Annotated in this window: 8 protein-coding genes; all 8 read right to left on the bottom strand. The window is 59.0% G+C overall.

All coding sequences use genetic code 11. The features are described from left to right. Positions 1–99: 99 nt before the first annotated feature. Positions 100–876 carry a DUF3304 domain-containing protein gene (locus BY454_RS15815; protein ID WP_181049730.1) on the bottom strand — a complete coding sequence of 259 codons (777 nt, stop codon included), beginning with the start codon at positions 874–876 and terminating at the stop codon, positions 100–102. Between the two features lie 82 nt (positions 877–958). Continuing rightward, complete coding sequence (locus BY454_RS15810) at positions 959–1,771, bottom strand: DUF4123 domain-containing protein (protein ID WP_104417534.1); 813 nt, start codon at positions 1,769–1,771, stop codon at positions 959–961. 7 nt (positions 1,772–1,778) lie between these two features. After that, entirely contained in the window at positions 1,779–4,409 is a 2,631-nt protein-coding gene (locus BY454_RS15805) for a type VI secretion system Vgr family protein (protein ID WP_104417533.1), read from the bottom strand. Positions 4,410–4,629: 220 nt separating this feature from the next. Next, positions 4,630–6,048: an FAD-dependent oxidoreductase gene (locus BY454_RS15800; protein WP_104417532.1), complete on the bottom strand. Its 1,419-nt coding sequence runs from the start codon at positions 6,046–6,048 to the stop codon at positions 4,630–4,632. Between the two features lie 13 nt (positions 6,049–6,061). Further along, positions 6,062–10,510, bottom strand: a complete 4,449-nt coding sequence (gene gltB / locus BY454_RS15795; protein ID WP_104417531.1) for a glutamate synthase large subunit — start codon at positions 10,508–10,510, stop codon at positions 6,062–6,064. A gap of 179 nt (positions 10,511–10,689) precedes the next feature. Beyond that, positions 10,690–12,180, bottom strand: a complete 1,491-nt coding sequence (locus tag BY454_RS15790) for an AAA family ATPase (protein ID WP_104417530.1) — start codon at positions 12,178–12,180, stop codon at positions 10,690–10,692. A gap of 9 nt (positions 12,181–12,189) precedes the next feature. Beyond that, complete coding sequence (gene aroB, locus BY454_RS15785; protein ID WP_104417529.1) at positions 12,190–13,278, bottom strand: 3-dehydroquinate synthase; 1,089 nt, start codon at positions 13,276–13,278, stop codon at positions 12,190–12,192. After that, positions 13,259–13,837, bottom strand: a complete 579-nt coding sequence (gene aroK / locus BY454_RS15780) for a shikimate kinase AroK (protein ID WP_104417528.1) — start codon at positions 13,835–13,837, stop codon at positions 13,259–13,261. Before aroK ends, aroB begins: the two co-directional genes overlap by 20 nt. Positions 13,838–14,008 lie beyond the last annotated feature (171 nt).

Genomic DNA, 14,008 nt, shown 5'->3' with positions numbered 1-14,008 from the left:
ATTCTTCGGAGTATCGCTTTGCGCTCATCATCAACACCTGTAGATTTGCGTTTAGTGTAACGCTATCAGGCGTCTACTGTATCGGGGGCTTGCCAGATGTCATGGTTTAATCTCCTCAAGCTGACGAATGGTCTGTTTATCTGCGCGGATCCGTTCTTTGAATTTTCTAACCAAGAAGGCCTTGAACTTTGGATCATCACTGCCGTGATAATCGGAGAGCTTTTCAGCAGAGATTTCATTATAAATGCGCCAGTGCTGCTCTAGTTCATGTGTATCATTTGCTTGGACTTGTTTCAGATACTGCATGGACCTGGAAAGTCTCTCAGCAGATACTTTAATTTTTGAATTGATTAGTTTTATTCGATACTCACCGGAAGGCTCCGGCCAACCTTTCACGTCGCCGGGAAAATCCTCGTGGGGCGGGTCCAGGTCGCTGATGACCACCTTCGCCTGTTTATCTGGCAGAAACTGCACCCAGAGTGTGCCTCGTGCAGGTGTTTTATACTCCGGAATCTCCACCTCAATCGTATGTTCCAGGGTACCTGCTGCTTTGCGTTTCGCGTACGACGCTGAGATTTCGTCGCCTGTCTCGCCCTCCAGTGGGTATTGAACAACCACCTCTACTTTCATCCCCTCGTGCCATTCTTCGGGAACCTGATAGCAACACTGGATGCCGCCGGCACTGTAGGGTGTGATCGAAAAGCCTCCACCATGGTTTTTCGGGTCGTTGGGATCTTCAACGGTGAAGGCCTTGATGCCCTTGCCAGCGTAGTCCACACCGGTGACGTTGAGAGCTACGGTATCCTCGCCCAGGCCGCAACCGGAGAGGACGAGAACCGTTGCCATAACAAAGGCTTGGGCAAAACTAAAATGCATAGGAAAACGCTCCTTGTTGTCCTTCGATGTCGGACGAATGTTTTTAGACCCTAGAGCTCTGGGATAGTGAGTTTGTAAGACGTCACGCCCCATCATTCATTCCTGCGTGAGGGGCGGATTGCCGGCAACACTCCAATTGCTCAGCATAGGTTTCAACCGGGAGAGCTGTTGAATTTAATGTCTTTTCAATCCAGTCATAACGGGCTGATGGCTTCTCGAAGGCCTTAAAAAGCGCTGGTTCATTAAGGCGAAGAGCATCAATGAGAGTATCGATTCGGTTCATGTCGAGTAACGTTGTGATTTGTTGATCATTGAGTTTAAGTGGTTCAGATAAGCGGGGGCTCAATGTCATGGGTTGGACATCTAATTCCAGTGTCTTCCAGAGGCCGTCTCGGCCGATATAGCTCCAGCTCAGCATACCGCCGGTTAAATGGCTTTTCTGAGCCGGCGTTAGCATACTCACAATTTGTGGGAGCCTTCGAGTATCGGACAGGCGTAAAACATAGCGCTCGTCATGAATAGTCACCAGCCGAAAGGCGGAAAGCCTCTGCCAGAGCTGCTCCATTGATTCGCACGAAACAATCATGCTGAGCATGGGATTGCCTTCGGTCGCTTCCTGCAAGCACTGAAGGGTTTGTAGGTTACCCTCGGTGATGTGTAGCAGCAGTGGTGATATTGCTAACACGCGCTCACTTGTATTGGGAGAATCCTGATAGAGCGATCGCCAGTGAGTCTCTTTGAATAAACCTCTGATTATCGGAAGCACGGTTTCATGCCGAAAAGCTGCGTCGAGCAGTAGATAGACATGAGGGGAGCGCTCATGTCTGAACCACGCTCTAACTGATGATATAGTCTGTTGTTCCCAGTCAATTGGATAATGATCAATGAGTTGCATGCTGGCCTCACGCGACGCTCACAATGGGAGATCCATTAGAAAGATTTTTTAGGAGGCACTCTTCACACACTTCTTCCGGCATTTGCGGCATCGACAGATCCAACTGAGCCGGCCCGTCAAACGTTTTCATCGCCCCGTTAACTTCCACCTTGCCAGGCGCATGAAGCTCAACATTGCCATCCTTGATCCTTACGTAGGCGCCACCGCTGACCAGCAGGATTTCCTTGGCGGCGGACAGGTCGATCTTGTCGTCGCTGGAGGTGATGGTCAGGTCTTTGCGGGCGATGGCTTCCAGGTTGTCGGATTGGGCCTGCACCTGCACTTTCCCGCGTGCGGCAAAGAGCTTGATCCCGGCTTTCTGTACGAACAGTGAGAGCGCTTCGGAGATGGAGGCCACCAGGCTTTTGCCGGTGGCGATGTTGACGTCTTCACCCGTGGCCACGCTCAGGGATTTGCCCTGGGCCAGGTGGGTGGATTCGGGGGTGCTCATTGTGATGCCGGCTGGTGAGGCCATATGCAGCCAGGGGGTTTTCATTCGGGCCGCTTCGCCTCGTCCTCCGCTGTCACTGGCGCCGGCGGCGTTGCTCTGGTCGCTGTCGGTAAGCTGTTCGCTGGTGCCGTAGGTGTCGTCGGCATCTTCACCGGCCTGTTTGAGGTAGGCGCTGGCTTGCAGGCCGTCGGCGTTGTGGTCCTGGGCGCTCTGGCTGAGGGTGTCGGTCAGTTGCCAGGCGCTCTGGATCTGTTGCCTTGCCGGGGTAAGGTCGAGCTGGTCGCCACTGACGCCCAGTTGGCCCCAGCTGGTGAGATAAAGCCCCTGATTGGCGCGGATAGCGCCGTAGGCGTCGGTGCGCAGTTCGAACCCGGTGCCCCGGAAGCTGCCCCGGTGGTTGCCATTCTGGTGGATCAGGTAGCCCAGGTTGAGCTGGCTCTTTTCATTCTCGGAGTTCAGGCGCACTCGTTCCTGATCGGTGGCGTCGTCAAAGACCAGTTCGTTGTACTTGCTGCCCCGGTAGGTTTTGCTTTTGAAGCCGGAGAGCAGGCCATGGCTGTGCCAGTCGGGTTGCTGTTCGCCATTGTAGACCCGCCCGGTGATCAGGGGGCGGTCGGCGTCGCCTTCGAGGAAGTCGACAATGACTTCCTGGCCGATGCGGGGCACGAACACGCCGCCCCAGCCGGGGCCGGCATTGGGCTGGGCCACCCGCAGCCAGACCCCGGCCTGTTCGTTGTGCTGGCCCTGGCGGTCCCAGTGGAACTGGACGCGGACCCGGTTGAGGGCATCGGTGTGGATTTCTTCGCCTTCAGGGCCAACGACCGTCGCGGTCTGGGGACCGCCCATGACCGGGCGTTGGTGGCGTAATGGCGAACGGTACGGCTGGGTGCGGCGCTGGGCTTCCAGTTCCACCAGGAAGTGGCCGGTGCCTGTGTGCTGGTAGTCGTTGGCCGCTTCGTTCTGGTTGTCTTCCAGGCCCTGGGCGCGCTTGGCGGCGTCGATTTTTGGTTTGAGGCTGCCGGGTAAGGCGTTGAGGTGAGCCGAGACCGGCAAGGCGTTTTCCGCGTGGACAGTGACGCCGAGTATCAGGAACTGGCGTTCGGCTTCGCCGCCGGTGTCGTGGCGGGGATGCTGGCTGAGCTCGAACCAGCGGCCGGCTTCCAGTTGCCGCACACCGCCGGCGCCCCGGAAGCGTTTGGCCTGGGATTCATGGGCTTCCAGGCGGTTGGCGGTCAGGCGTTCGCCCCGGTCGTGGCCGTGGTAATAGTATTCGCCGGCGTAGTCGTAGACTTCGGCGTCCGGCAGGTTGCCCTGGTCACTGAGGGTACTCAGGCCGGTGCGTTTGGTCAGGGAGGGCTGTTTGTAATCGAAGGTGCCGACACTGACGCGGGTGGGCTGCTGCTTGCGAACCCCGCCCCACTGGGTGAGGGCGTCTTCCTGCTCGGTGGCGGCCTGGCGGTGGAAACGAATAAGCCGGGGCTGGACGGGTTGGGCGGTGTCTGCGTCGTCGGTGATCACCAGGCGGTGGCCGTCGAAGCGATTCGCCTCCTGACCTTCGTCATCCTCACCACTGCCATTACCGGAATGCTCGAAGTAGTACCACAGGCCTTCCTCTTCCATCAGGCGGCTGACGAACTGGAAGTCGCTTTCCCGGTACTGCACGCAGTAACTGCGGGTGGGGTACTCCCGGCGCAGATCGAAACGGTAACCACCCCGGGCCAGCTCGTGGCCCTCAAAGACCTGGCCGAGGATGTCCACCACCGAGCGGTTCTGGAAGATGCGGCTGTTGCGCCCGAGCTTGAGCATCTCCAGCCAGGGCACCAGGGTGAGCTGGTAGTAGGTCACACCGCCGTCTTCGCCCAGCATGGCCGCTTCGGACACCAGGCCGTGCAGGTGGTGGTAGCCGCCATCGGCCTGCAACACCGACAGGCGGGCCGGCTGGGCCATCAGGGTTTTGAGTTCGATATCGCCCTGCTGGGAGAAGCAATCGAGGGTGTAACGAAACGGTTCGCTGACTCGCTGTTCGCCCACCAAGCGGTGAGGCACTAGCGGGGCGTTGACCGACAGGCTCAGCAGTCGCTGGGACTGGGACAGAGAAGTGTTGAAGATTTCCGAGAGCGAAAAGGGGAGCGTACCTGACTCATCCATGAGCAGTTTCCATCCGTGGAGTTGTTATCTACAGCGGCCTGCCTTGGCCGCCTGTGTCATTTAAAAGCTTATTGTTAATAGCTTCAAGTTTACTTTGATCTTGAGCATATTTTTTCATCAAGAGACGAGCGTGACCGACCTTCTGGAAAGCAATTTGCCAAAAAGCAGGAGGGCGGCTTACCGCAGTAAGCCGCCCTCCTGATTCCGGTCAAGCCGTTAATCAGACATCCAGGTAATCCAGGATGCCTTCAGCCGCCTGACGGCCTTCCCAGATGGCGGTTACCACCAGGTCGGAGCCGCGAACCATATCGCCACCAGCGAAGATCTTCGGGTTGCTGGTCTGGAACGCAAACTCCGCTTCCTCGGGAGCGTTTACCAGGCCCCAGTCGTTGGTCTTCACGCCTTGCTCCTCGAACCAGGGCGCCGGGCTCGGACGGAAACCGAAAGCAACCAGCACGGCGTCGGCCGGGATCACTTCCTCACTACCGGGCACCGGTTCCGGGCGACGGCGACCGTTTTCGTCGGGCTCACCCAGCTGGGTGGAAACCACCTTGACGCCTTCAACCTTGTCTTCGCCAATGATGGCAATCGGCTGGCGATTGAACAGGAAATTCACGCCTTCTTCCTTGGCGTTCGCCACTTCCTTGCGGGAGCCCGGCATGTTGGCCTCGTCACGACGATAGGCACAGGTCACGCTCTCCGCCTGCTGACGAATGGAGGTGCGGTTACAGTCCATGGCCGTATCACCACCACCCAGGACCACCACACGCTTGCCCTTCATGTCGATGAAGTCGCTTTGCTGCTTCTCGAAGCCCAGGCGACGATTCACGTTGGACACCAGGAACGGCAGGGCGTCGTGAACGCCGGGCAGGTCCTCACCCGGGAAGCCGCCTTTCATGTACTCGTAGGTACCCATGCCCATGAACACCGCATCGTATTCTTCGATAATGTCCTTGAGGTGCACGTCCTTGCCCACTTCGGTGCTGAGGCGGAATTCCATGCCCATCTCTTCAAACACCTTGCGGCGACGGGTCATGACTGTTTTTTCCAGCTTGAATTCCGGAATGCCGAAGGTCAGCAACCCGCCAATCTCCGGGTAACGGTCAAACACCACCGGCTTCACGCCGTTACGCACCAGGATGTCGGCACAGCCGAGACCGGCCGGGCCGGCGCCGATGACCGCCACCTTCTTGTCGGTCCACTTAACGTCGGACAGATCCGGCTTCCAGCCCAGGGCGAAGGCGGTATCGGTGATGTACTTCTCCACCGAACCGATGGTGACCGCACCGTAACCGTCGTTCAGGGTACAGGCACCTTCACACAGACGGTCCTGCGGGCACACCCGGCCACAGACTTCCGGCAGGGAGTTGGTCTGGTGACACAACTCCACGGCTTTCATGATGTTGCCTTCCGAGACCAGCTTCAGCCAGTTCGGAATGTAGTTGTGCACCGGGCACTTCCACTCGCAGTACGGGTTACCGCACTCCAGGCAGCGGTGTGCCTGGGAGGACGCGTGGGTTTCCGTGAACGGGTGATAGATTTCCCCGAACTCTTTCTTTCGCTTCTTGGCAGGCACTTTCTTGGGGTCAACCCGCCCTACTTCCATAAACTGAAAGTCATTGTTGAGACGTTCTTTCATAGTGCTACTCCGATTACTCCGGGCGGGCTCGGGTGTTCGCCAGCAGGCTGCGCAGATTCGCGGCCTTAGGCTTCACCAACCAGAAACGACTGATGTAGTCGTCGAACTCTTCCAGTATATGCTCCGCCCAGGCACTTCCGGTTTCAGAAATGTGCTCACGGATCACGCCCCGCAGGTGGTTCCGATGCGCCTCCATGTCTTCCCGGGAGATACGCTGAATCTCAACCAGTTCGTGGTTGTACTTGTCCACAAACGTGTTGTTTCTGTCGAGCACGTAGGCGAAACCACCGGTCATGCCGGCACCGAAGTTGTAGCCCGTGTCACCCAGAACAGTCACCAGGCCACCAGTCATATACTCACAGCAGTGGTCACCGGCGCCTTCGACAACGGCGTGGGCGCCAGAGTTCCGCACGGCAAAACGCTCACCGGCGGTACCTGCGGCGAACAGCTTGCCGCCAGTGGCACCGTACAGGCAGGTGTTGCCCACAATGGAGGTGTTCTGGGTCTCAAACTGACTGCCACGCGGCGGCTTGACCACCAGCTTACCGCCGGTCATGCCCTTGCCCACGTAATCGTTGGCGTCACCTTCCAGGATCAGGTTCAGACCGCCCACGTTCCAGACACCAAAGCTCTGGCCGGCAGTACCGGTCAGGTCCAGGGTAATCGGTGCGCTGACCATGCCCTGGTTGCCGTGGCGTTGGGCAATCTCACCGGACAGGCGGGCACCAATGGAACGGTCACAGTTGGTTACCCGGTAGTGCCAGGCACCGCCGGATTTCTCGGCAATCGCAGCAGCGGTGTCTTTCACCATCTGCTCGGCCAACTGGCCCTGATCGAACGGATGGTTGCGCTCAACCTGACAGGTATGAGGCTTATCGGCCGGAATATGCTCGTTTTCCAACAGACGAGTCAGGTCCAGCTTCTGCTGACGATCGGTATCGCCCGGCAGACGCTCCAGCAGGTCCACACGACCCACCAGCTCTTCCAGACTGCGCACGCCCAGCTTGGCCAGCCACTCACGGGTTTCCTCCGCCACGAAGCGGAAGAAGTTCATGGCCATTTCCACGGTACCCTTGAAGTGCTCTTCACGCAGGTACTCGTTCTGGGTCGCCACACCGGTGGCACAGTTGTTCAGGTGACAGATACGCAGGTACTTACAGCCCAGGGCAACCATCGGAGTGGTACCGAAGCCAAAGCTTTCCGCGCCCAGGATGGAGGCTTTCACCACATCCAGGCCGGTCTTGATGCCGCCGTCGGTCTGCAGGCGGATCTTGCCGCGCAGGTCGTTGGCACGCAGGGCCTGCTGGGTTTCAGTCAGCCCCAGCTCCCAGGGGGAACCGGCGTAACGGATGGAAGTCAGCGGGCTGGCCGCGGTGCCACCATCGTAACCCGATACCGTGATCAGGTCGGCGTAAGCCTTGGCCACGCCGGCAGCGATGGTGCCCACGCCCGGCTCGGACACCAGCTTCACCGATACCAGCGCCTCCGGGTTCACCTGCTTGAGGTCAAAAATCAGCTGCGCCAGATCCTCGATGGAGTAGATATCGTGGTGCGGCGGCGGTGAAATCAGGGTCACGCCCGGCACGGAGTAACGCAGACGGGCAATCAGCTCGTTCACCTTACCGCCCGGCAGCTGGCCGCCCTCACCGGGCTTGGCGCCCTGGGCCACCTTGATCTGCATGACGTCGGCACTGCGCAGGTATTCGGCGGTCACACCGAAGCGGCCGGACGCCACCTGCTTGATCTTGGAGCGCTTGTTATTGCCATAGCGAGACGGATCTTCGCCACCCTCGCCGGAGTTGGACCGGCCACCCAGGGTATTCATGGCCACGGCCAGCGCCTCGTGGGCTTCCGGAGAAAGCGCACCCAGGGACATCGCCGCCGAGTCGAAGCGCGGGAAGATGTTCTCGACCGGCTCCACTTCGGAAAGATCAATGGACTTGAGATCTTTCTTGAACACCAGCAGATCACGCAGGGTGGCCACCGGACGCTCGTTTACCAGGGTCGAGTACTTGCGGTATTGGCCATAGTCGCCGCTGATTACCGCGTCCTGCAGGGCACCCACGACATCCGGGTTGAACGCATGGTATTCCTGGCCGTGCACGTACTTCAGCAGGCCGCCCTGGGAAATCGGCTTGCGCGGTTTCCAGGCCACGGCAGCCAGGAGCTCCTGGTCCTTGTGGAAGTCGCCAAAGTCGGCGCCCTGGATGCGGCTCGGCACGCCCTTGAAGCACAGATCCACCACATTGTCCGCCAGGCCAATCGCCTCGAACAGCTGCGCACCCCGGTAGGAGGTAATGGTGGAGATACCCATCTTCGACAGGATCTTCAGCAGCCCCTTGTTAATGCCCTTGCGGTAGTTGTTCTTGGCGTCGATCGGATCAACCAACAGCTCGCCGGTGCGGATCAGATCGTTCAACACCTGATATGACAGGTACGGGTAAACGGCGGTAGCACCGAAGCCAAACAGAACGGCGAAGTGGTGGGAGTCCCGCGCCCAACCGGTCTCGACAACCAGGTTGGCATCACAGCGCAGCCCCTGGGCCACCAGGTGATGGTGAACGGCACCGGTTGCCATCAGCGCGTTGACCGGCAGCTCGCCTTCAGTCAGCTCGCGGTCGGACAGAATCAGGATGATCTTGCCATCGCGAACCGCCTGTTCCGCCTGTTGGCATACCTGACGAACACCCTGTTCCAGGCCCACATCCGGGGAATAGCTCAGGGAGATCCGCGCCACTTCAAAACCGGGGCGGTCGTTCTCGCTGATGTGCAGGAACTTCGAGGGCGAGAGAACCGGCGTGGTCAGGATCATCCGGTCCGCGTGCTCGGCGGTTTCCTCGAACACGTTCTTCTCGGCACCCAGACAGGTTTCCAGCGACATCACGATGGACTCGCGCAGCGGGTCAATCGGCGGGTTGGTGACCTGGGCGAACTTCTGACGGAAGTAGTCGCCCACGTGGCGCACTTTGCTGGACAGCACGGCCATCGGGGTATCGTCACCCATGGAACCAACGGCTTCCTGGGCGTTCTCGCCCAGCGGGCGCAACACCTGGTCCCGCTCTTCAAACGACACGTTGAACATCTTCTGGTGGACCAGGAGTTCATCCTGCTCCATCAGCTTGAACTCGGACGTGCCCTGGTTCAGCGTGGTTTCCACCCGCAACGCGTTTTCCTTCAACCAGCGCTTGTAAGGCTGGGCTTTCTTCAGGCGCTGATCAACGTCGTCGGTGTGCAGAACGTCACCGGTCTCGGTGTCCACCACAAGCATCTGACCCGGTCCAACGCGGCCCTTGGCCACGACATCGTCCGGCGTGTAGCTGTAGGTACCCACTTCTGACGCGAGGGTGATGAAGTCGTCCTTGGTGACCACCCAGCGGGCCGGGCGCAAACCGTTACGGTCGAGCATGCACAGGGCATGGCGGCCATCGGACATAACCAGACCGGCAGGGCCATCCCACGGCTCCATGTGCATGGAGTTGTATTCATAGAACGCGCGCAGGTCCGAATCCATGGTTTCGACGTTCTGCCAGGCCGGCGGAATCATCATGCGCACAGCACGGAACAGGTCGACACCGCCCGCCAGCAGCACTTCCAGCATGTTATCCATGCTGGAGGAGTCAGAACCGGAGAGGTTCACCAGGGGCTGAAGCGTCTGGAGATCCGGCAGGTCGGGCGAGCTGAACTTGGCGGCCCGGGCCAGTGCCCAGTTGCGGTTCGCTTCGATGGTGTTGATCTCGCCATTGTGCGCCAGGAACCGGAACGGTTGCGCCAGCGGCCAACGCGGCATGGTATTGGTGGAGAAACGCTGGTGGAACACGCAGATGGCGGTTTCCAGGTCCGGATCGCCCAGGTCCTTGTAGAAGTTGGCGAGATCCGCCGGCATCATCAGACCCTTGTAGGCCAGGGTGCGATGAGACAGGCTGCAGATGTAAAACTCGGCGTCGTCTGCCATGTCACGCTCGGCGTGACGACGACCAACAAACAGACTGATGGCGAAATCTTTCTCGGATTTACCAGCCGGCTCCACGAACACCTGCTCAATGCGCGGCAGACAGTCCAGAGCCATTGGCCCCAGGCAGCTGTCGTCCACCGGCACTTCGCGCCAGCCCAGAACTTCCAGGCCCTGCTCTACGAGTCTTTTCTCAACCGCTGCACGGCCCGCCGAGGCTTTGGTCTCGTCCGGGGCTAAAAAAACCTGGCCAACTGCAAACAAGTCGCCAGGTTTTTTGCCAAACGCCGCCTGTGCCGCTTTTTGCAAAAATGCCCTGGGGCTTTGAATAAGCAGCCCGCAGCCATCGCCGGTCTTGCCATCCGCAGCGATACCTCCGCGGTGAGTCATACAGGTGAGTGACTCGATAGCCGTCTGCAACAGCTTATGGCTGGCCTCGCCCTTCATGTGGGCAATCAGGCCAAAACCGCAGTTGTCCCTGAATTCGTCGGGATGATACAAGCCTGTTGTCATAAGCGTTCTCTCGCGTAGAAATGCTTTGCCATCAGTCGCCATCGCACCAAAACAGTGCGCACGGTGTACTGACACCTAAAAAAGGGGGGATCGGATTCTACGTATTTGATGCCATTTATGCAATAAACTTCCAGGCAATCGGAACCGCCCGAAACGCTCATTGCACCTGTTCGAAGCACTCAGAAACTGGCAAAAGATCTCACCCAGGGATTGCTGACACCAAGCTCCGAAGGCAGGCTGGACGCGGCTTCACGCGCCTGATCTTTGGTCCCGTAACGACCATAGATAAGCATAAACCAGGGCTCGCCCTGACGCTCTCCCACCGTGTATTCAAGGTTCGCCCCTGCCGGCGCACGCGCCATGACGTTCAGGACGGTTTTCTCGAGCTGGCCGGCCACTACCTGTAACGTCCAGCCATCCCGTTGCCGCAGTTCCGCCAAAGGCACAAACGCCCCGGCATTCTGGGGTACAAAGGCTGGCTCTGGCTCTGGCTCTGGCTCTGAAACAGCCTGGGGCGATTCGTCTTGTGCAAGCACCGTCTCTGGCTCAGAACGCGTCTCCTGGGACTGCTCCTGTTCCGGTTCCTTCGCCGGCTCAAGCGCCAAATCATCGCCGGACACCGGCTGCGTTTCAGGCAACAGGGATGGTTCTGGCAGCGGTTTTGGCTCACGCTCGGCAGCGTTCGGGGACGACACAGTTGTCTCAGGGCCAATGGTAATACTCTTGCGCACCGGCTTGGGCTTATCGGCCTGCGGCTCCGACTGACGCACCGCATTATCGTATTGCTGGGAAACAAACCAGAAGGAACCACCCAGCAACAACACTGCCAGAACCGGCCATCGCAACGACCGCACCGAAGGCAGGGAGGGTTTCGCGCGAGCCCGCTTTATGGATCCGCCCGGGGTCATATCCAGCCAGACGCTGGGCGCTGCCTTCTGAACGCCGCTAAAGCTGCCACCACTCAAGGCTTCGATTTTTTTCAGCCGCGACGAAGCCAGCAGCTGCTTTTCCGAGCCCCCCGCTCTCTCAACCCGTGGGCGCAAGTAAGCAAGGATATCGTCCTGAGACAGGGGCACGAGAGAAATCTGATGGACGCGTACGGTTTCAGCGGGCTCGGCCAGCAGCGAATGCAAGACGTCTTTGCCGGTAAAAACCGGAACTGCCGCCACGGAACGGTCAGCGGCCAGAAATCCTGCCAAAAGCATCTGCACGGCTTCCGGAGCGCCCTGATCCGCGTCATCCACAAGAAGCACTTGCCTTTGCCCCCGTTGTGCCCGGCCTTCAGACCACCGGAAATAGCCCTGAATGGCTTCCCGCGCATCCGCATCCTCGGGAATGGCAGAGCGCGCCATTTTCCTCAGTTCACGCGCCAGCGCCAGACTGCTACCCAGCGCCGACACCGGTATCCGGTGGATATCCAGGCGGGAAGCTTCGTGGCGGGCGAACTCGGCCAACAGCCGAGTCTTTCCGAAGCCAGGCGCACCAGTAATAACCAGCGCCATATCGCCAAACCCACACAGGTGGCGCAAAGACTCCAACGCCTGTTGCCGGCCAGCCTCCGGAAAAAACGGCGCCTCCATTTCCAGCGGATTTTCCCGCAAGGCATAGCGTTGTTGCAGACGGGGGAAAAGCCCGCCATCTTCAAGACTGTTCAGAGTGTCTCGAGCCACACGCCATCCCTATCGAATAAAAGCCTGAAGTGTTGCCTGGAGGTTATCAACGCTGGCCTCTGCAGTCACGTAGGCATCGCCCAGAGCCCGAAGGAGCACCAGCCGAAGGGCACCATCCACGTTCTTTTTATCGACCGCCATAAGCGCCATGAAGTCTTCAGACGTCATCCCTTCCGGCGCCATCGAAGGCAGCGATGCCCGACCAATAAGATTGACGGCACGGGCACGGTCTTCCGGGGTCAGGTTTCCTTCCCTCACCGATAAGTCTGCCGCCATCATCATACCGGTCCCTACTGCTTCGCCGTGCAGCCAGTTGCCATAGCCGGCAAAGGTTTCAATCGCATGGCCAAACGTATGCCCAAGGTTAAGGATGGCGCGCAGCCCGCCCTCTTTTTCATCCTGCGCCACGACATCGGCCTTGCACTGACAGGAGCGGTGTATGGCCTCGCCCAGGGCCGTCGCATCCAGCGACAAAAGCGCATCCATGTTCTGTTCCAGCCACCCAAGGAACGGCTCATCACGGATCAGACCGTATTTGATGACCTCGGCCAGGCCTGCAGATACCTCCCGAGGGGGGAGAGTCCCAAGCGTATCAGCATCAATGAGGACCGCCTGCGGCTGATGGAAAGCGCCCACCATGTTCTTGCCCAGAGGGTGATTAATGCCGGTTTTCCCCCCAACCGAAGAGTCGACCTGGGACAGCAGCGTGGTTGGAATCTGGATAAAGGGGACACCACGCTGGTAGGTTGCAGCCGCAAACCCCGCCATGTCCCCGACAACACCCCCGCCCAACGCGGCAATGGTGGTTTTGCGTGTGTGACGCTTTTCCAGCAGCGCATCAAAGATGAGGTTCAGGGTTTGCCAGTCCTTGTACTTCTCACCATCTGGCAACACGACCACGTCGACCGTCTTGCCGGGGAAGCAGGCTTTGGCGTTTTCCAAGTACAAAGGGGCGACGGTGTCGTTGGTAACAATCATTACCTGGCTACCAACCACCCACGGCGTCAAATCAAAGGCTCCCAACAACCCCTGGCCGATAACAATCGGGTAGCTACGCTCACCCAGATCTACGGTAAGTTCACGAAGTACCTTTTGCATAGGAACGACCTTCTTTGCGCCGCTGGCGTTTGTGCCGGGGCGTTTTCGGATTCAATCTATTAACGAGCTGTCGAACCACAAGCCGTGGGCTCTTCCGGTCAGTGTGCATGACGATGTCCGCCAACTCGGTGTAAATAGGGTCACGCAGGGCAAACAATTTGCGCAATACTGCTTCGGGGTTGTCATTCTGCAGCAGCGGACGGTTTCGGTCCTTCCGCGTCCGCTCGATCTGCTGGTCAATGGAGGCCCGCAGGTATACCACCATGGCGTCCGACTTCAACAAGGCGTGATTCTCGGAGCGCATCACTGCGCCCCCACCCGTGGCAAGCACCGTACCAGGTTCTTCGGATAGTTCCTTGAGCATCGCGGTTTCCCGCTCACGAAAACCACTTTCCCCCTCGACATCAAATATCCAGGGAATATTGGCGCCGCACCGCTCCTCGATAATACGGTCTGAATCGAGGAACCGGTAGCCAAGCTCCTTCGCAAGCATCCGGCCGATGGTGCTTTTTCCGGCCCCCATGGGCCCAACCAGAACTACACGTTTGGGCAAAGACATAATTTCCGCTCAGGTGATTTCAGGCGAGTGAGAATAGCACAGGGCGCCCATTTCCATAAGCCAGCCACGCTTTCACCATCGAGTAGGAGGGGGAGTCACCTCCCCCGTCCTCTCACACCACCGGGCATACGGTTCCGTACCACGGCGGTTCATGGTTGGCGCTGAAGCCGA

Origin of the sequence: Marinobacter persicus (assembly GCF_002934325.1) — a bacterium.
Lineage (GTDB): Bacteria > Pseudomonadota > Gammaproteobacteria > Pseudomonadales > Oleiphilaceae > Marinobacter > Marinobacter persicus_A.
Note: the sequence above shows the minus strand (reverse complement) of the source record. Positions and strands in the feature narration are given on the sequence as shown.